At 51.3% G+C, this 19,100-nt stretch carries 14 protein-coding genes; all 14 read right to left on the bottom strand.

From position 1 onward, the window contains the following. Positions 1-28: 28 nt before the first annotated feature. The 14 genes from grpE to rseP all read right to left on the bottom strand — a co-directional run bounded on the left by grpE (position 29) and on the right by rseP (position 19,043). Positions 29-613, bottom strand: a complete 585-nt coding sequence (grpE, locus tag JUF22_RS08335) for a nucleotide exchange factor GrpE (protein WP_203637352.1) — start codon at positions 611-613, stop codon at positions 29-31. Between the two features lie 20 nt (positions 614-633). After that, the gene (hrcA, locus tag JUF22_RS08330) at positions 634-1,671 is read right to left on the bottom strand and encodes a heat-inducible transcriptional repressor HrcA (RefSeq protein ID WP_203637351.1); all 1,038 of its coding nucleotides are present in this window, start codon (positions 1,669-1,671) and stop codon (positions 634-636) included. Positions 1,672-2,390: 719 nt separating this feature from the next. Further along, positions 2,391-3,347 carry a riboflavin biosynthesis protein RibF gene (gene ribF / locus JUF22_RS08325; RefSeq protein WP_203645492.1) on the bottom strand — a complete coding sequence of 319 codons (957 nt, stop codon included), beginning with the start codon at positions 3,345-3,347 and terminating at the stop codon, positions 2,391-2,393. Positions 3,348-3,369: 22 nt separating this feature from the next. Then, a complete protein-coding gene (gene truB, locus JUF22_RS08320) occupies positions 3,370-4,281 on the bottom strand; it encodes a tRNA pseudouridine(55) synthase TruB (protein WP_203645490.1) in 912 nt (303 codons plus the stop codon). 552 nt (positions 4,282-4,833) lie between these two features. Continuing rightward, positions 4,834-5,184: a 30S ribosome-binding factor RbfA gene (rbfA, locus tag JUF22_RS08315; RefSeq protein WP_020088579.1), complete on the bottom strand. Its 351-nt coding sequence runs from the start codon at positions 5,182-5,184 to the stop codon at positions 4,834-4,836. Positions 5,185-5,203: 19 nt separating this feature from the next. Continuing rightward, the gene (gene infB / locus JUF22_RS08310; RefSeq protein WP_203645488.1) at positions 5,204-7,702 is read right to left on the bottom strand and encodes a translation initiation factor IF-2; all 2,499 of its coding nucleotides are present in this window, start codon (positions 7,700-7,702) and stop codon (positions 5,204-5,206) included. A gap of 47 nt (positions 7,703-7,749) precedes the next feature. Then, the gene (locus JUF22_RS08305) at positions 7,750-8,052 is read right to left on the bottom strand and encodes a L7Ae/L30e/S12e/Gadd45 family ribosomal protein (RefSeq protein WP_203645487.1); all 303 of its coding nucleotides are present in this window, start codon (positions 8,050-8,052) and stop codon (positions 7,750-7,752) included. Continuing rightward, a complete protein-coding gene (gene rnpM, locus JUF22_RS08300) occupies positions 8,045-8,341 on the bottom strand; it encodes an RNase P modulator RnpM (protein ID WP_125579840.1) in 297 nt (98 codons plus the stop codon). Before rnpM ends, JUF22_RS08305 begins: the two co-directional genes overlap by 8 nt. A gap of 26 nt (positions 8,342-8,367) precedes the next feature. After that, positions 8,368-9,633 (bottom strand): transcription termination factor NusA, encoded by a 1,266-nt coding sequence (gene nusA, locus JUF22_RS08295; protein WP_203645485.1) that lies wholly within the window; start codon positions 9,631-9,633, stop codon positions 8,368-8,370. A gap of 21 nt (positions 9,634-9,654) precedes the next feature. After that, positions 9,655-10,128, bottom strand: a complete 474-nt coding sequence (rimP, locus tag JUF22_RS08290) for a ribosome maturation factor RimP (protein WP_203645483.1) — start codon at positions 10,126-10,128, stop codon at positions 9,655-9,657. 127 nt (positions 10,129-10,255) lie between these two features. Then, positions 10,256-10,516: a hypothetical protein gene (locus JUF22_RS08285; protein ID WP_236000748.1), complete on the bottom strand. Its 261-nt coding sequence runs from the start codon at positions 10,514-10,516 to the stop codon at positions 10,256-10,258. A gap of 1,082 nt (positions 10,517-11,598) precedes the next feature. Next, positions 11,599-15,936, bottom strand: coding sequence for a PolC-type DNA polymerase III (locus JUF22_RS08280; protein ID WP_203645479.1), 4,338 nt, complete (start codon positions 15,934-15,936; stop codon positions 11,599-11,601). An 81-nt stretch (positions 15,937-16,017) separates the two neighbouring features. Further along, positions 16,018-17,730, bottom strand: coding sequence for a proline--tRNA ligase (locus JUF22_RS08275; RefSeq protein ID WP_203645477.1), 1,713 nt, complete (start codon positions 17,728-17,730; stop codon positions 16,018-16,020). Positions 17,731-17,765: 35 nt separating this feature from the next. Further along, on the bottom strand, positions 17,766-19,043 hold the full coding sequence (gene rseP / locus JUF22_RS08270; protein ID WP_203645475.1) for an RIP metalloprotease RseP: 1,278 nt from the start codon (positions 19,041-19,043) through the stop codon (positions 17,766-17,768). Positions 19,044-19,100 lie beyond the last annotated feature (57 nt).

Here is a 19,100-nt window from a genome sequence, read left to right as displayed (position 1 = left end):
CCCTCTTTTTTAGTTTTTATTTATAAATTTATTGTGCCACGACAACCATTGCTGGCCGGAGAACCCGGTCCTTCAGTTGGTAGCCTTTTTGCAGCACGTTAACCACTGTTTCAGCCGTTTGCCCATCACTAACGGGCACGGACTGAACAGCCTGATGTAACGTTGGATCAAATGGTTTGCCCAGTGCTTCGATCTCGGTCACGTGGTTACGCTTCAACGCGTCTTCCATGTGATCGTATGTCATCTGAACACCCTTCTTGATCTGCTTGCTGGCATCATCGGTCGCTTCAACCGCTAAAGCTCGCTCCAAATTATCAATCACGGGGAGCACGTCCTTCGCGAGTTGCTGACCATCATACTTGATGAGCGACGCTTGTTCCTTTTGGTAACGCGCCTGCATATTCTGCACTTCCGCCTCGGCCCGAAGATACTTGTCTTCGAAGTCATCCGCCTTCTTTTGCACGGCGGCTAACTGTTCAGCCGTAACGGTTGGCTTAGCGGCGGCTTTTGGTTCCGCTGCTGCGCCTTGCTCAGTCTTGTCTGGGTCTTGCTTAGTAGTGGCGGCCTTTGCCGCAGTTTCATCATCAGTGGATGGTTGTTGCTTGTCAGCCACGATAAAAAACCTCCCTTTCTTTACTCGTCATAAAACCGATAATAATCTAATAGTTTTTTCGCGAGCTCTTCACGAAACGCACCGACAATTCCCAACATCCGTGAATATGGCATCCGGGTCGGTCCCAGAATGGCGATCATACCCTTGCCGTGCTGGTTAACGTCGTAGGTGGCGGTGATCAAACTGAAGTTACGGAGCGCATCGTTGGTCATTTCATTTCCGATTTGCACGGAAATCTTATCACTCGGTTGCCCCAAAACGTTGGCAATGTCATCGGTCTTATCGATCAATGAGTACAACGACTTCAGTGAATCCACGTCACTGTCCTGCGAGAAGTTCAACAGGTTGAGCCGACCGCCCACGTAGAACCGCTCTTGTGCGGCCCGGGTGAGCACGTCGCCAAAGATATCTAGGAAGCCCTCGGGACTTTGTAAATAGTTGGCGATTTTCATCGGAATATCTGCTTGTAACTTCTGTAGGACCTCTGGCAACGTCAAACCAACCAGCTGATCGTTAATCAACCGGACGACCGCCTCGAGTTGGTCCCCAGTCACCGTCTCGTTCACGTCGAAGGTCTGGTTCTCCACATCACCACTATCGGTGACCAGGATGGCCATCACTTGCCGCTTGCCGAGTGGCACTAACCGGAACCCACTGAGACGACTGTTCTTCAATTCTGGCTTCAACGTAAAGGCTGTGTAGCTAGTCAGGTTGGACAAAATCGTTGCCGATTGCGAAATAATTTCGTCAATCTTATGGAAATCGCCACCTAACGAAGACTGAATCACGTCCATATCGTTGGGCCGTAACGGATCTGGTTTAACCAAGTGGTCGACGTAGTACCGGTAACCTTCGCCAGAAGGAATTCGACCGGAAGACGAGTGGGTTTTCTCAATGAGCCCCTGCTCTTCCAACGCCGCCAGCTCGTTACGAATTGTCGCTGAGCTTACGTGGATGGGTAACTGCTTGGCTAATGTCTTGGACCCCACTGGCACACCAGTGTTAGTAAAGTCGCGGACAACGGCTCGCAGAATCATCATTTGTCTTTCTGAAAGCATCACAATCACCCCTTTTTTAGCACTCAAACATCACAAGTGCTAAGACACATATATAATGTAGCAAAACCCGGTTTTGAAGTCAAGAAATCTGGTAGAATTTTTAGCAATCGTTGCTATTAAGTGCTAATTTTTTGAATTCACTGAGAAAAATACCCATTTTTGGTGATTTTTAAGGGTAAAACCAATAATAGCCATTACCACCCGTATCACCACGCCAGATGGTAACACGTCCCTGACATCCACCCAATTAATTTGTCAAAATGGTCGAGCAAAAAATAAAAATGCCACGCCACAACCCAGTTTCGGGAAGTGCGTGACACGATTTATTGCGAAATATGATTGAGTGAGCTACGAATTAAACTAGCCCACCTTGCTCTCAAGTTAACGACACATAGGGCTCAGAAACAAATGTATCACGGTCTAAACCAGTGTCAGCCGCAGAGCTGGTGAAAATGGGCCACGCAGTCAATGTTAGTGACCAGAGGCGGGCCAAAGTGACCAGCTGTGTCGATGGCCTTAGCTGAGTGATTTTCTCAGCTTAGCCCATGGGACAACCTTTGTGACCGCTTCTCAGGCACAAAGTTGAGGTGGAAGCCCGCCCTTTGGCTGGAACCGGCCCCACAGCAGGGCGCTTTGAGCCCGCCGTCGGGAACTGACACGACAGCGTCACGGCCTATTTTCACCAGCCCGGAGGCGCAACGAACACCTAGTTTAGCCTATTATGATTCGTGCGCTGCTAGTTGCTGGAAGTAGGCGCGCGTATTGTCCTCGTCCTGCTTCAACTGGGCCACTAACCCGTCCGCATCGTCGAATTTGACCTCGCCACGAAGCCGGTGGTGCCATTCGACCTCAACGGGTTCGCCGTACAGGTCGCCCTGGAAGTCCAACAGGTTCATTTCCACTGTGATGGGCCGGTTATCCCCAAAGGTCACGTTGCGGCCCACAGAGACCATCCCAGGGTACCAGATGGCGCCGACTTTAAGTCGAGCCGTATAGATGCCGATACCAGGAATCCATTCGTTTTGGGGTGCCAAGACGTTGGCCGTTGGGTACCCAATCGTCCGGCCCCGGGCCTCGCCGTGAACCACCAGCCCGGTCGAACGGTAGGTATAGCCCAGTAACTGGTTAACCAAGTCAATGTCTCCTGCCTTCATGGCTTCGCGAATATGGCTGGAGCTCACCTTTTGCGTGCCGTTAGCCTCTTCTGGCACGGTAATCACCTCAAAGCGTCCCTGGGCATAGCCTGGCAACAAGTCCATATTGGCCACGTCCTTCTTGCCGTAGGTGTGGTCAAAGCCCGCCACTGCGGCCACCGTGTGAAAGCCGACCAGGTAGTTGTCAACGAACTCCTGGGGCGTTTGTGAAGCGAAATCACCGGTATAGTTCACCAAAAAGACCCGGTCAACGCCCAAACGGTCCAGTTGTTCCAGCTTCCGTTTGATGGGACTCAGATATTTTTGATCATCCGCTTGTAATGGCCGGTAAACCAGGGCTGGATGGTGATCGTAAGTCAAAACGGCTAACTTGACGCCCTTGGCTTGTGCCACCGCCTTCGCCCGGTTGATGACCGCCTGGTGCCCTCGGTGAACGCCATCGAAAAAGCCCATGGCCAAGACGACCGGCTCATCGGGAATCTGACGTGCATCTAAGGGGTGATGTATGTGAATAACTTCCATTGGAAATTCCTCTTCTCAAAACTTAGTTCACCGCAAACATTTTTAGCGGTTTATATTGTTGTTTTTCTTCAGACCACTGGTACAGACATTTGGTCGCACCTTGATACGTCAGGGCGATTTCCGGTGCCGTAGCGCCGTCCACCTCTTCCGTTGTCAGGAAGACCCCGTTCTTCACTAAAGCCCAGACACGGTCGCTCAGAGCCACGTGTGGGTATTCCGCCAAGGCATAGTCGATTGGCCGCAAGATGGGACTCAGGTCCTCATTGGCCATGGCTTCGGCTACCTGGTCCAACGTCACCGTCTGGTCCAGGGTGAAGCCCCCACTTTTGTGCCGCGTCAACGAGGACATGACCGCGGGCACGCCGAGCTGGCGACCCAGGTCAACGGCTAGCGTCCGGACGTAGGTTCCCTTGGAGCAGGCCACTTCAAAGGCCACGGTCTGGGTCCCGGCGTCGGCGTCAAAGGTACCAGCATCGGTCAACGTAAAGTGGTCGACCGTAATCGTCCGCGTGGGACGTTCAACCGTTTCACCAGCACGCGCATACTCGTACAGCTTACGTCCGTTGACTTTGACCGCGGAAAACATCGGTGGCGTCTGTTGAATAATCCCGGTCAATTTCGCCGTCGCAGCCGTTAATTGTTCAAAGGTGAACGGCGTAGTCAACGGTTGCTTCTCCACGACCTCACCATCTAAATCTTCGGTCGTGGTCGCAAAGCCTAACGTGACGGTTCCCCGGTACATTTTACCGGAGGCCATCAGGTACGGAACGACCTTGGTCGCTGAACCAATACAAATTGGCAAAACACCGTCGACGCTGGGGTCCAATGTGCCACTGTGGCCAACTTTTTTGGTGTGTAAAATGTGACGCAGTTTGGCAACACAGTCGAAACTGGTCATGCCGCGTTCTTTATACAGGGGGATAATCCCATCCATGCTGGTTCCTCCGTTTCATTTCTACGTGTTAGTTACTGGTAAAAATAAAGTCTCTAACCATCCGCTTCCGGCGGCGGGTTCAAAACTCCCTGCGGTGGGGAACGCCTCCAGCCTGAGGCCCGGTCTTCCAGCTCGCCTTGAAGCCTGGAAAAACACCAGTCTCCAAGGTCGTCCCATGCTCTAAACTGAGAAAGTCACTCAGCTAAGAGCATCGACACAGCCGGGAATTTTGGCCCGCCTCTGGTCGCTTACGTTAGCCACCCATTTTCACCAATCCTGCAGTCCAGACTAACTGGTCCCGCATTCATGCAATAACACGTCTCATTTGGCTATCAAGTTGCTTTAATTAATCCTAAGATGCATAGCTCATATAGTTTACCACAGACAAAAGGTTGCTGGCTAATGGAAACCCCAGAATTGTGTGGACCTGAGTCGCTGTCTGCTTCCCGTCACCCCACTTCTCAGGTATGTTCATCCCCCAATCTTTTTGCCACCACCCCACAGAAAAAGGACCCCGGTCATTAACGACCGACGCCCTTCTAACACCTGCGATTACTCGCGGCGATGTAAATCATTTAACAGTTCATCGATGTGACTCCCGTAACGCACGGAAGAGTCCTGTTCGAAGTTCAGCTCTGGCGTCTTGTAGATGCTTAAGCGTGAACCCAATTCGGACCGGATCAACCCAGTGGCCTTGTTCAGACCTTGCTGCGTCTTTTCCGCTGAAGAAGCCTTGTCGGATAAAATACTGTAGTAAATCGTTGCCTGCTGCAAGTCACCTGTGACTTCCACACCGGTAACGGTGACGCCCTCGACCCGCGGATCGCGGACACGTTTTAGGAGAATATCCGTAACTTCCCGCTGGATTTCTTGTTCCAACCGGCCAACTCGATATTGTGCCATGGCGTTTGCCTCCGATTATTTATTTAACGGGAACTTCCTTCATCACGTAGGCTTCGATCACGTCGTCTACCTTGATGTCGTTGTAGTTCTCGATAGTTAACCCTAATTCGTAACCCATCTTAACTTGCTTGACGTCGTCCTTGAACCGCTTCAAGCTACCCAGCTTACCTTCGTAAATGACCACGCCGTCACGGATCAACCGGACGTCGCTATCAGCGCTGACGTAACCTTCAGTCACCATCCCACCGACAATTGTGCCGACCTTAGAGGCATGGAAGATATCCTTGACTTCAATTTCACCAGTGATTTCTTCTTCGTAGGTTGGTTCCAGCAGCCCCTTCATCGCCGTCTCAATTTCATCGATGGCGTTGTAGATGACGTTGTGCAGGCGAATGTCGACCTTGTCGCTGTCGGCTTGGGCCCGTGCTTGTGGCGTTGGGCGAACGTTGAATCCGATAATGATGGCATCTGAGGCTTCCGCCAAAGTGACATCACTTTCGTTAATGGCCCCAACGGCAGAGTGAATGATGTTGACCCGAACGCCAGAGACGTCGATCTTCTTCAAGCTCCCAGCCAAGGCTTCAACGGAACCTTGAACGTCGGCCTTGATAATCACGTCGACTTCCTTCATTTCGCCTTCCTTAAGGGAATCGAAGAGGTTGTCCAACGTGACATGACTCGTGTTCCGGCGTTCCTTGACCAAGGCTTCCTTGGCCCGTTCTTCACCGGCTGCCCGAGCAGTCTTTTCATCGTTGAAGACCACGAACCGGTCCCCAGCTTCTGGCACGTCGTTCAACCCAGTAATTTCAACAGGGGTTGATGGTACGGCGTCCTTGATCCGACGACCACGTTCGTTGACCATCGTCCGGACACGACCAAACGTGTTCCCGACAACGATTGGATCCCCAACGTGTAAGGTGCCTTGTTGAACGAGTAAGGTCGCAACGGAACCTTGACCTTGATCCAAACGGGCTTCGATAACGTTCCCAGCACCGTTTTGTTCAGGGTTCGCCTTTAATTCCAAGACTTCGGACTGCAGCAAGATCATGTCGAGCAGTTCGTCGATGTTCTTGCCAAACTTCGCTGAAATTTCAACGAAGATGGTGTCGCCACCCCAGTCTTCAGGAATCAATTCGTATTCCGTCAATTGTTCCATGACGTGGTTCGGGTTAGCACCTGGCTTATCGATCTTGTTCACAGCCACGATAATTGGCGTCCCAGCAGCCTTCGCATGGTGAATGGCTTCGATGGTTTGTGGCATAACCCCATCATCGGCAGCAACCACCAAGACAGTGATGTCGGTGATTTCGGCACCACGAGCCCGCATTTCAGTAAAGGCCGCATGTCCTGGGGTATCCAAGAAGGTGATCAGCTTGTCATTGTAGTGGACTTGGTAAGCCCCAATGGCCTGCGTAATCCCACCGGCTTCACCCTCAGTAATGTGAGAATGACGCAAGTGGTCCAACAGCGTCGTCTTCCCATGGTCAACGTGACCCATGATGGTAACGACTGGTGCCCGTGAAACCAGGTGATCCTTGTTGGCCATTTCTTCTTCAAAGGCCTTGTCGATATCAGAAACGTCAACTTCAACCTTTTCTTGGGCCTTGATGCCGTAGTCGTCAGCCAAAATTTCAATCGTATCCTTGTCCAGGGATTGGTTTTGGTTGACCATGACACCCAACATGAAGAGTTTCTTCACGATTTCAGCTGAAGAACGGTGTAAGATTTTTGCCAAGTCTTGGGCGTTCATCCCATCGGAATAGACCAAAACTTCTGGTAAAGCTTTGTTCTTCCGTTCTGGTGCGCCCTTGTGTTGGTTCGTGTCTTTAATCCGTTGGTTCTTCTTGTAACGATTATTGTTGTTATTATTACGACGGCGGTTATTGCGGTTGTTCCGGTTATTACGGCCCCCACGGCTATTGCCGTTGCCACCGTTGCTACTACGCCGGCCGTTACTATTGTTTGTATTATTATTCAAGCTTCCACCAAATCTGCCGGTACCGGAATTGTGTTGCTCAGTGTGTGTACTCCCGGTCTGGCCATTATTTTTATTGTTGTTACGGTGATTCTGATTGTTGCCCCCATTACCATTATTATGGTTCCGGTTGCCATTATTGCCGTTCTGTTGGTTACGGTTCCCGCCAGCTGAATTCTGCTGTGAACGTTGTTGATTCCCGTTCGTCGACGACTTCTGCTGGTTACCGGACTGCTGCGAACTCCCATGATTCTGATTCTGGTGAGTCGTTGCGTTGCCACGGGTTTGGTTCCCGGATTGTGCTGGTCGCGCAGCCTGCGTACTTGACGCAGATTGCCGAGCCGGCTGCGACTTACCAGCGGCTGGTTTAGCTGCTGGCTTGCCTTGAGGCTTAAAAGCAGCCCGTAACTGACGTTCTTCGTTCTCGCCGAGCGTTGACATGTGGTTTTTCACCGGAAAGCCTTTTTCTTCGGCTTTCGCGATGATCTGTTTACTGGAGACATTAATTTCTTTTGCGAGTTCATAGATTCGCTTTTTCCCCATATCTTCACACTCCTTAATATTCTACCGATCACGAGAACGTCAGGTGGCTACTCAAGTAATTGTTGTAACTTCCGGACAAATCCCGGATCAGTAATTGCGATGACCGTGCGCGCCGACCCGATGGCCGTGCTCAGTTGGTCCTTAGTAAATGATTCATTCAATGGGACGTTATAGCTCGTCGTTTTATCACGGAATTGCTTTTGGCTACTCTTACCAGTATCACTGGCCATGAGTACCAATTTAGCTGATCGATCCCGTACGGCGGCTAGGACAAAGGACTCGCCGGTAACCAGTTTACCTGCTCGCCGGACCAGTCCTAATAATTGTAAGGCGCGCTCGGGATTAGTCATTGTCGAATAATTCCCGTCGTGCTTGCTGATGATCAACGTACGCAATTAAATCATCGTAAAATTGATCATCGATCTTAACACCAAAGGCGTGGTCAAAGGTCCGTTCCTTCTTGGCCCGTTGCGCAATGGCTACATCCAAACTGATGTAAGCCCCACGCCCGGATTGCTTGCCGGTCGGATCAATGCTGACCGCTTGTTCTTGGTTGCGGACGACCCGCACCAATTGTTTCTTCGGTGCCATTTCCCCAGTCACAATATCCTTGCGCATGGGGATCTTCCGTTGTTTCATGGACCTAACCCTCCTTGTAAATGGCGCTATTCGGCGTCGTCACCGTCGTCGGTAGCGTCACTAGTGGCGTCGGTATCCGCTGCTGAATCAGCTGGGGTTGCCGTTGCGGCATCTTCAGTCGTTTCAGTCTCAGCTGATGGAACGTCCGTCGTGGCTTCAGTAGTTGCGGCCGCGTCTTCATCAGGCGTCGCTGCGGCAGAAACATCACTGGCTTCAGTCGTATCGTCGCTAGCAGTCTGATCAGCTTCCATTATAGCAGATGCTTCGGATTCTGATTTGATATCGATCTTATAACCGGTCAACTTAGCGGCTAAACGGGCGTTTTGGCCCCGCTTCCCAATGGCCAGGGATAATTGATAGTCTGGCACGATAACTTGGCAAGCCCGTTCGTTGTTCGGGTCAAAGATAACATCCAGAACTTCGGCTGGGTTCAACGCGTTAGCGATAAACTTGGCTTCGTCATCCGTCCATTCAACGATATCCATGTTTTCACCACCGAGTTCATTCACGATGGTCTGAACCCGTTGACCACGAGGGCCAACACTGGTCCCCACGGGGTCGATGTCAGGGTTGTTTGAGCGAACCGCAACCTTGGCCCGGTCACCGGCTTCACGCGCAATCGCCATGATTTCCACAGTCCCATCGTAAACTTCTGGGACTTCTTGTTCAAATAACCGCTTCAATAAATCGGCGTGGGTCCGGCTAACAAAGACTTGTGGGCCCTTGGTGGCGTTTTCCACGCGGGTCACGTAGACCTTGATGCGGTCGTGAATCCGGTAAGTTTCGTTAGGCATTTGATCCTGACGACCCATCACGGCTTCAACCTTACCTAAGCTAACGTAAACGAACCGTGAATCCTGACGTTCAACTTCCCCGGTCACGATTTCATTTTCGTATTGGCTGTATTGGTTGTAAATGATGTTCCGTTCGGCTTCACGAACCCGTTGCAGGATAACCTGCTTGGCCGTTTGCGCAGCGATTCGACCGAAATTCTTAGGGGTGACCTCAAACTTGATGTCATCGCCAATTTCATAACCCTTGTTGATGGTCAGGGCTTCATCCAGACTAACTTCCAGCCGTGAATCGTAGACTTGGTCAACGACTTTCTTAACGGCAAAGACGTGAATGTCCCCTTTCCGTTGGTCAAAATTGACCTCAACGTTTTGGGCTTGGTCGTAATTACGCTTGTACGCCGAAACCAAAGCGGCTTCGAGGGCGTCAATCACGATTTGTTTGTCGATGCCTTTTTCCGTTTCCAGAACATCTAAGGCACCCAATAATTCTTTACTCATGTGTTGTTTCGCTCCTTATTGTTAGAACTTGATAGCTAACCGGGCTTGCGCAATGGCGTCGCGGGGAATCGTTAAGGTCTTGATGCGACCCTTTAAATTAACCGTTAACGCCATACTATCTGCGCTTAATGATTCCAAAGTTCCTTCATAAACCTTGCTATTACCGATCTTTTGGTAAAGGGATACGTGGATGTAATCCCCGACAGCTTTTTCAAAGTCGGCCGGCTTCTTCAATGGTCGTTCAGCACCCGGTGAGGATACCTCCAAGAAGTAGGCTTGAGGAATGGGGTCTGGATCCAAGCTATCCATCTTTTCGGATATCTCATCACTGACCATCGCACATTCTTCAATGTTGATGCCCCCCGGCTTATCGATGTAGAGCCGCAGGTACCAACTCTTACCTTCTTTGACAAATTCAACGTCAACTAGTTCAAACTGATGCTGCGCCACGATTGGCTGGGCTAAGGCCGTCACGGTCTCGACGACAGTACTCAAAGAATTCCGCCTCCTATATTTTTCCATTAAAAAGAGTGAGCAATGACTGCTCACTCATTTAAAAAACGAGTTTAACTACAAGAGCTAGTTTACTACAGCTACCGCGTGATTGCAACCGTCGTGCCCCTTACGCTTCACAAGTTAACAGGAGTAAAACGAAGCCGACAATCGTGATAAATTCAAAGACTAAGAAATTTAATCGCGTCGTGGACACCGACTTTAAACTAATGGCCTTAATCAGCGTGAGGATGAAAGCCACCACGAAGTAGGCTAACACCATCGCCAAGAACGTGGCCTCACCCACGCTCGCCATGATACCGAACAAAATGTAACCTAAGCCAAGCAAACAATAACCTGCCAGAAAAATCCACCCATCTGGTAATCGCACGAACCGCCGTAACATGGTGAACACCCGCTTTCGCTAAAGTTTATTAATGGTTTACGTTTTCCTTAAGTAAATTATAACATAGTTAGCGGACTTTGTAAGCGTTTACAGTCGGATTGTTTGGGCATTAAGACTGTGTTTGCGCCTCCGGTCTGGTGAAAATGGGACCGGTCCGCTGTGGGCGAACGACCGGAGCCAAAGTACGGTCTCCGGTCTTACTTTGAGCCGCTGAGAATCGCGTCTCAAAGATATCAATGCCCTAAGCGGCAAAGTGCGCCACTAAGGGCATTCCCACGGCTGAGCCCATTTTCACCAGACCTGCGGCTTACACTGTCTTAGCCCCAAAAATCACGGTTAACTGCCCATATAGGCAATCACGTAAAACGGAAATACCTTTAGCAACTTCTAACGCGCAATCTAACGGTCATCGAACTAACTCGTTAGACCAAGAAATTTTTCCGTCATCATTGCTCTTTTGAAACTTTCAGTGTTGGCTTTAAAAAACAAAATAACGTAAACAAAAAGACAGAACCCCCTATGGGAATCCTGCCTTCTTAACACAATATCATCCAAAGAAACTGATGCCGCCGTGACCCGGGTTCAACTAGTGTCAGCCGTGAGGGCGGCGAAAATAAACTCAGCTGTGGGAATTGCCTTGGCGGTTCGCCAAGGCAATTGGCGTCTTTGAGACTCGTCCTTTGAGGCTCAAAGCGAAGCCGAAGACCGCTCTTTGGCTTCGGCTGTCCGCCCCCAGCGTTCCGGTTTATTTTCGCCGCCCGGTAAGGCGCTGTGACCGCCAGTTGAACCAGCTTTCACGTGACACCACACCCTAACAAGACATAGTCAATGAAGTAGCATCTGCTGACTTCTCCACCATGTAAGCCGATAGGGCGAGAAAAATGGGCTCAGCCGGGGGATTTTCTAAGTGTTTTTCTTAGAAAATGGCGACTTTGAAACACGGTTTTGGTGGTTCAAAGCGAGGGCAGAGACCGCCCTTTGGCTCTGGCCGTCCTGCCCCCAGCGTTCCGGCCCATTTTTCTCGCCCGGCAAGGCGCTGCCAGCCCACGACTTCACGTCAGGAGCGGTTACATCATGTCGTCGAAGAGGCTGAGTTGGTTTTCATCCGGCAAGCCCTTCAGCACGCCGTTCTCAGTCATAAAGTCGATGATGGTCTTCGAGACCTTCCCACGCTTGGCCAGGTCTTCCTTGGAAATGAACGGCCGGTCGTTTCGGGCAGCCACGATTTGCTTGGCGACGTTCAATCCCAAGCCAGGTGCGGCTTGGAATGGCGCAATCAGCGTGTCCCCGTCAATGATCCAGTCAGCAGCGTCGGAACGTTCCAGGTCGATCATCTTGAAGTTGAAGCCCCGTTCGAGCATTTCGTTGGCCAATTCCAACACGGTCAGGAGGTTTTTGTCCTTGGTGGACGCGTCCATCCCCTGGTCGTTGATAGCCTTCATGGCCGCCTTAACCGCTGTCTTCCCCTGTGACATGGCGACGACGTCAAAGTCATCGGCCCGAACAGAGAAGTAAGCAGCGTAGTAAATGATTGGGAAGTAGACCTTGAAGTAGGCCACCCGTAACGCCATCAGCACGTAGGCTGCGGCATGGGCCCGTGGGAACATGTACTTGATTTTCAAACAAGAATCAATGTACCAGTCCGGACAGTCGGTCTCCTTCATTTTCTCTTGCCATTCATCCGGGATACCCCGGCCTTTCCGCACGTGTTCCATGACCTGGAAGGACGTTTCGGAATCAAGGCCGAAGTTGATCAAGTCGGTCATGATGTTATCCCGACACCCAATCACGTTAGCGATGGTGGCGGTACCGTTCTTGATCAACTCTTCGGCATTCCCTAACCACACGTCGGTCCCGTGAGAAAGTCCAGAAATTTGGAGGAGTTGCGAGTAGTTCTGCGGATGCGTTTCTTCCAGCATCCCCCGGACAAACCGCGTCCCAAATTCAGGCACACCCAGCGTTCCCGTCTTGGATTGAATTTCTTCCGGCGTCACGCCTAAGGAATCCGTCCCAGAGAACAACGCCATGACCCCGGGATCATCCATCGGAATGGTCTGCGGATCGACCCCGGATAAATCTTGGAGCGTCCGGATCATCGTGGGATCATCATGTCCCAGAATATCAATTTTCAAAATATTATCATGGATCGAATGGAAATCGAAGTGGGTCGTTTGCCAAGCCGCGTTTTGGTCATCGGCTGGGTACTGGATCGGCGTAAAGTCGTAAATATCCATGTAGTCCGGCACAACAATGATTCCCGCGGGATGTTGCCCCGTGTTCCGTTTGACACCAGTCACACCCTTGGCTAGCCGATCAATCTCGGCGCCCCGCAAGTTCTGCTCGGTATCCCGTTCGTAAGCCTTGACGTACCCGTAACCGGTCTTGTCCGCCACTGTCCCAATCGTGCCGGCTCGGTACACATTTTTCTCACCGAACAAGACTTTGGTATAGTTGTGGGCAATCGGTTGGTAGTCCCCGGAGAAGTTCAAATCAATATCGGGGACCTTGTTTCCCTTAAACCCTAAGAAAGTTTCGAAAGGAATGTTATGGCCGTCACCGATCATTAACGTCCCACAGTTGGGGCAGTTCTTTTCAGGTAAATCGTAGCCGGAACTGTATTCCCCTTTGGTATAGAAATGAGAATACTGGCAGTTCGGGCACCGGTAGTGTGGTGGCAACGGGTTCACTTCGGTAATTCCGGTGAACGTGGCCACGACACTGGACCCGACGGACCCCCGTGACCCAACCAAGTATCCGTCCTTATTGGACTTGGCTACTAACCGTTGGGCAATCAAATAAATCACGGAGAACCCGTTCCCAATGATGGACTTCAGTTCCCGGTCGACCCGGTGTTGGACCAATTCTGGCAGCGGATCGCCATACCACGCGTGCGCGGTATCCATGGTCCGTTGCCGTATTTCATCCTCGGCACCCTCCATCCGGGGCGTGTACAGCTTATCCTTTAACGGATGAACCTCATCCACGTCGTTGGCAATCTTCTGGGTGTTGGTGACCACGATTTCCTTGGCCGTTTCCGGTCCCAGGTAAGCAAAGTCATCCAGCATCTCATTGGTCGTCATGAAATGCGCGTCTGGCAATTCGTGACGGTTCAGTGGATTGGCACCCCCTTGGGAGTGAATCAGGATCTTCCGGTAAATGAAATCTTCCGGATCCAGGTAATGCACATCCCCGGTCGCCACGACGGGCTTGTTGAGGTCGTGTCCCAACTTGACCATGTTGCCCACGATTTCTTCCAGATTGGCTTCGTCAGCAATCAAGCCGGAATCAATCAGGGGCTTGTAGGCCGCCTTGGGTTGAACTTCCAAGTAGTCATAATACTTGGCCTTCGCTGCCGCTTCGACCTGACCCTTTTGCATCATGGCCGTAAAGACTTCACCGGAGGAACAAGCCGACCCGACAATGATGCCGTCTCGGTACTTATCCAGCAAACTCCGCGGTACCCGGGGCACCCGGTAGAAGTAATCCACGTTCGAAGCCGAAACCAGCTTAAACATGTTCTTCAACCCGTCCTGGGTCTTGGCAATCAAAATGGCATGGCTTGGCCGCGCGTGCTTGTAAGCATCATTGTCGGTCATGTGATCATTCAACTGATCATGGTACTGAATATTATAGCGGTCCTCGGCATCCTTTAAGAACAGGTAATTCAAGTGTCCCGTGGATTCCGCATCGTAGACGGCCCGGTGATGGTGCTCCAGGCTGACATGGAAGCGTTTCGCCAAGGTATTCAACCGGTAACTTTTCAGCGTCGGGTACAGGAATCGGGCCAACGTTAAGGTATCAATGATGGGGTTACTGATTTCCGGCATCCCGTGACGCTGGTACCCGGTGTTCATGAACCCCACGTCAAACGTGACGTTATGCCCAACGATGATGGCATCCCCACAGAATTCGCGGAAAAGCTTAAAGACTTCCTCTTCCGACTTGGAACCGGCAACCATATCGTCCGTGATACTGGTCAAATTAGTGGTCTGTTCTGACAGCGGGAACCCAGGATCAATGAACTCTTCAAACTGTTCAATCACGTTTTTATGCTGCATCTTGACCGCCGAGAGTTCGATAACTTTATCGTAAATAGCAGACAGCCCGGTGGTTTCCACGTCAAAGACAACGTACGTGGCGCCATCTAAGGCCTCGTGGGCGCTGTTGTACCCAATTGGCACCCCATCGTCCACCAGGTTGGCTTCCACCCCGTAGAGCATCTTGATGCCTGCCTTAGAACCCGAATTGAAGGCAGCAGGAAATCCCTGCACGTCAGAATGATCGGTAATGGCCAGGGCTGGCATGCCCCACTTTTTCGCCCGGCTCACGTAATCCGTGATGGGGTTCGTTGCATCCATTTGGCTCATGGACGTGTGTAAATGGAGTTCGACCCGTTTCTCATCGGCTGGTGCCGTATCCTGGCGCGTGGCGTGCTTCACTTGATTAATGTCGTAGGCGTTCAAGGCCAGGTCATGCATGTAGGTGTCTTCCTGCACGCTCCCCCGAACCTTGACCCAACTACCTTCTTCGACCCCAGCAAATTGGGCTTCGTCCTCCGCTCCCCGCGAGAATTTCTTCACGGCAAACGAAGACGTGTAGTCGGTAATCTTCAGGGTCAACAGTTGCCGACCCGACCGCAGCTTCCGCACTTCCTTGTCGAAGACGTAACCTTCAACCACCACGGAACGTTCTTCTTGGGTGATATCCACCATCCGGGTAATCGGCTGGTCACCCTTGATGGTCTTCCCAATCTGAGTGGGACCCTCAGCAACCGGCGTATCGCCCTGAGCGGCGCGTTTCTGATTGGCCTTTTCGATTGCCGCGGCCGCCTGTTGGGCCAGCTGGGCATCGTTCTTTTCCTGACGAGCCTTGAATTCATCAATCTTAGCCTGGGACTTAGATTCGTCGACCATGACCTTGATATTAAACTTAGGGAAGCCGGCATCCCGGTACGTGGCTTCCAACGGGCCAAGGGCCTGATTGGTCAAGAAGTCTTTGACGACTTCATTTTGCGCGTATAACAGAACGCGGTTATCCTCGTCCAGTCCCGGAACCTGTGACTGACACAATTCCTGCACCAGGTTACTGGTCAAGCCGCTGTTCTCAACGACCCATTTCCAATAGTCCCCGAGCGCCCGGTTCGTCAGCTCCGGCTGGTCCACTTCCAAGGTGGCCTCGACCTTGGCGATATCCTTAAAGGCCATTTGTAAATGATTGTGAAAATCAACGAAAGCCGTGAACGGCATCAAACTTGGCAACTTCAAGAAGAAGTGCCACCGCCGTGATTGCTCGTGCACCGTGAGCCGGTCAATAGTGGCCGTCTGGAAATACGGTTGCGTCGCAGCGGCAGACAGATCTAGTTGTTGTAATAATTTTTCAAATAAAGCATGGCGATCTTCGTCCACGAGGAAACTCCTTTCATCACTTGAAACATTTCTGTGAGGAACCAAAAAAACCAGCCATCAATGCTGGTCTTTACGGTGTCGCTAGTCGATGTCCTTGAACAGGATTTCAACGGTACTAGCAACCTCGTCCTTGATCACTTCGACCGTTTCACCAGTCTTGCGAATTTTAATTTCAACGATACCTTCGCCGGCCTTTTTCCCAATCGTGATGCGGACCGGAATCCCCATCAAATCAGAGTCAGCGAACTTCACGCCTGGGCGTTCTTTCCGGTCATCAGTCAACACGCGGTAACCCTTGGCAGTCAACTCATTTTCGAGTTCAGTTGTCAGGTTAGCTTGGTCTTCCTTCTTCAGGTTGACGGGAACCAGGTGAATATCAAATGGCGCGATGTTTCGGGGCCAAACCAGCCCGTTCTCATCAGCTTGTTGTTCCGCGATAGCAGACAGTAAACGGCTCACACCGATACCGTAAGACCCCATCACAACAGGCTTTTGCCGGCCACCTTCGTCCAGAACGGTTGCGCCGAGTGCATCGGAGTAACGCGTCCCCAACTTAAAGATGTGACCAATTTCAATGCCCTTGGTGAACTTCAGGACGCCGGAACCATCTGGTGACAGGTCACCGGGTTGGACATCTCTGAAGTCAGCGTAGGCGTCGACCCGGAAGTCGCGGCCAGCGTTAGCATTCACGTAGTGGTAACCATCTTCATCGGCACCCACGATCACGTTGACCATGTCGCCCACGTATTGGTCGGCTAAGATTTTAACGTCTTCGCCGACACCAACGGGACCAAGTGAACCGAAGTTAGCGTTCAAGTATTTCTGTGCGTCTTCTGGCGTTGCTGGGTCCAAGAAGTCAGCATCCAAGTAATTCTTCAGCTTGGTTTCGTTGACTTCGTGGTCGCCACGAATCAAGACCATCACGGGTTGTTCCTTGTTGGCAACGTACAGCATGCTCTTGACCAAGGTTGCAGGCTTCACGTCAAAGAAATCGGCGACTTCATCAATGGTCTTGGCACCAGGCGTCGCAACCTTCTTCAGGTCTTCGGCTTGGGCGTGAGACTTCTTACTGATGAAGAGGCTCTTGGCCATTTCCAAGTTAGCTGCGTAATCAGAGGAGTCAGAGTAGACGATGGTGTCCTCCCCAACGGGTGCGATGGCAGAGAATTCCTTGGAATCCTTCCCACCCATAGCGCCACCATCCCCAACGATGGCCCGGTAGTTCAAGCCGACCCGGTTGAAGATGTTCTCGTAGGCCTGTTCCATTTGATCATAGATTCGGTCTAAGTCTTCATCGTTGATTGAGAAGGAGTAAGCATCCTTCATGATGAACTCACGGCCCCGTAACAGACCATACCGTGGCCGGTCTTCATCCCGGTACTTGGGTTGGATTTGGTACATCACCAATGGCAACCGCTTGTAGGATTTAATGGCGTCACGAATCAACATGGTAAAGGTTTCTTCGTGGGTTGGCCCTAAAATAAAGTCGGTGTCGTGGCGGTTCTTAAACTTAAATAAGTTCGGACCGTACGTCTCGTAACGGCCAGAATCCTGCCACAAGGTAGCGGGTAAAATGGCTGGCATCAACGTTTCAACTGCGTCAATTTTTTCCATTTCTTCGCGAATAATCGTTTCGATGTTCGCTAAGACCCGGTAAGCCAGTGGCAAATAAGCGTAAACCCCAGCAGTGACTTGGCGAATGTACCCCGCCCGTAACATCATTTGGTGGCTCAACGCTTCTGCCCCATTCGGAACTTCCTTCAAAGTTGGAATGAGTAGTTTCGATTGTTTCATAGTTAAATATTCCCTTCCCGTAACGACCGAATTTGTTAATGAATGAAGTAACGTTCAATATCGTTCCACGTCACTAAGAGCATGAGTAGAACCAAGAACCCTACCCCCACCAACGTAATCGCCGCTTCCACATTTTCTGAAAGTGGTTTGCGTCGAATGGCTTCAATAAAGTTTAATAATATTTTACCACCATCGAGGGCTGGAATTGGCAATAAATTGACAATTGCCAAGTTAATTGAGAGGAATGCTAAGAAGTTCAGCACCCCAACGGCCCCGTACTGCGTGGCTTGAGAGGTTGTCGCAAAGATGGCGACAGGCCCCCCTAAATCATTCAAGCTAAAGTGACCGGAAACCATATGCCACAGCGCGCCAAACAAAGCCTTGGTCATGGTCCAGGTTTGGGTGAAGCCAGAGGCCAAAATGGCCCCAATATGCTTGTCCTGCGCCTGGGTAATCCCAATCATCCCCACGGTCTTGCCGTTAGACTTTTGTCCGGCGGGCGTTACCGTGACGTGCTTTGTCGTGGTTCCCCGTTGAATGGTCAGCGTGGTCTTCTTATGGGCCAGCGGTTGGATAGCATTGCTCAGATCCGTCCAACTCGTGGTCTTCTTGCCGTTGACGGCGGTAATCTTATCGTTCGTCTGAACGCCAGCCTTCTTGGCCACAGAGATTGGTGAACTCGCCACCTGAATCTGGTTGGTGCCCATTGCCACGCCACCCTGAACGAATGACATCAGCATAAAGGTCACAATGGCCAACAAGATGTTGTTCATAGGCCCGGCAAAGTTCGTCATTAACCGGCGCCCCAGCGTCGCGGACTGGAACTGGACGTCCTTAGGCGCAATCTGTAGTTCGGTTCCATCGGACTCAATAATCGTCGCGTTGTGCGCCACAGGGTAGCGCTTAACCTCAGATTCATCGCCGTTCTCGTACCCTTCGATCCAGAGTTCATCCTCCAGATCTGTTCCGGTGACTTCCAGTGGAATCCCGTTAAACAGCGTCGATTTCTTACTGGTGTTGATTCGTTCAACTTGCTCGTTGTCGCCAACGTAGAGGCTGACCGGCGTCCCAGGCTTAATTTCTTCCTCGTCGTCCTCGGCCCCGGCCATCCGGACGTACCCCCCTACCGGCAATAGCCGCAGGGTGTAGGTCGTCCCATCTTTTCCCCGGTGATAGACCAGCTTGGGGCCCATCCCGATAGAAAATTCACGCACCAGGATTCCACCGCGTTTGGCAAAATAAAAATGCCCAAACTCATGCACGATGACCAGAATCCCGAAAACGATAATAAAGGTAATAATCGTTGTAATCACAGGTGTCGTCCCTTCTTCAGTCGAGAGTAGCGTTTCGTTTTTGCATCTGCTCCCTAG

It is taken from the genome of Levilactobacillus lanxiensis, from assembly GCF_016861655.1.
Lineage (GTDB): Bacteria > Bacillota > Bacilli > Lactobacillales > Lactobacillaceae > Levilactobacillus > Levilactobacillus lanxiensis.
This window is presented reverse-complemented; position numbering and strand designations above follow the sequence as displayed.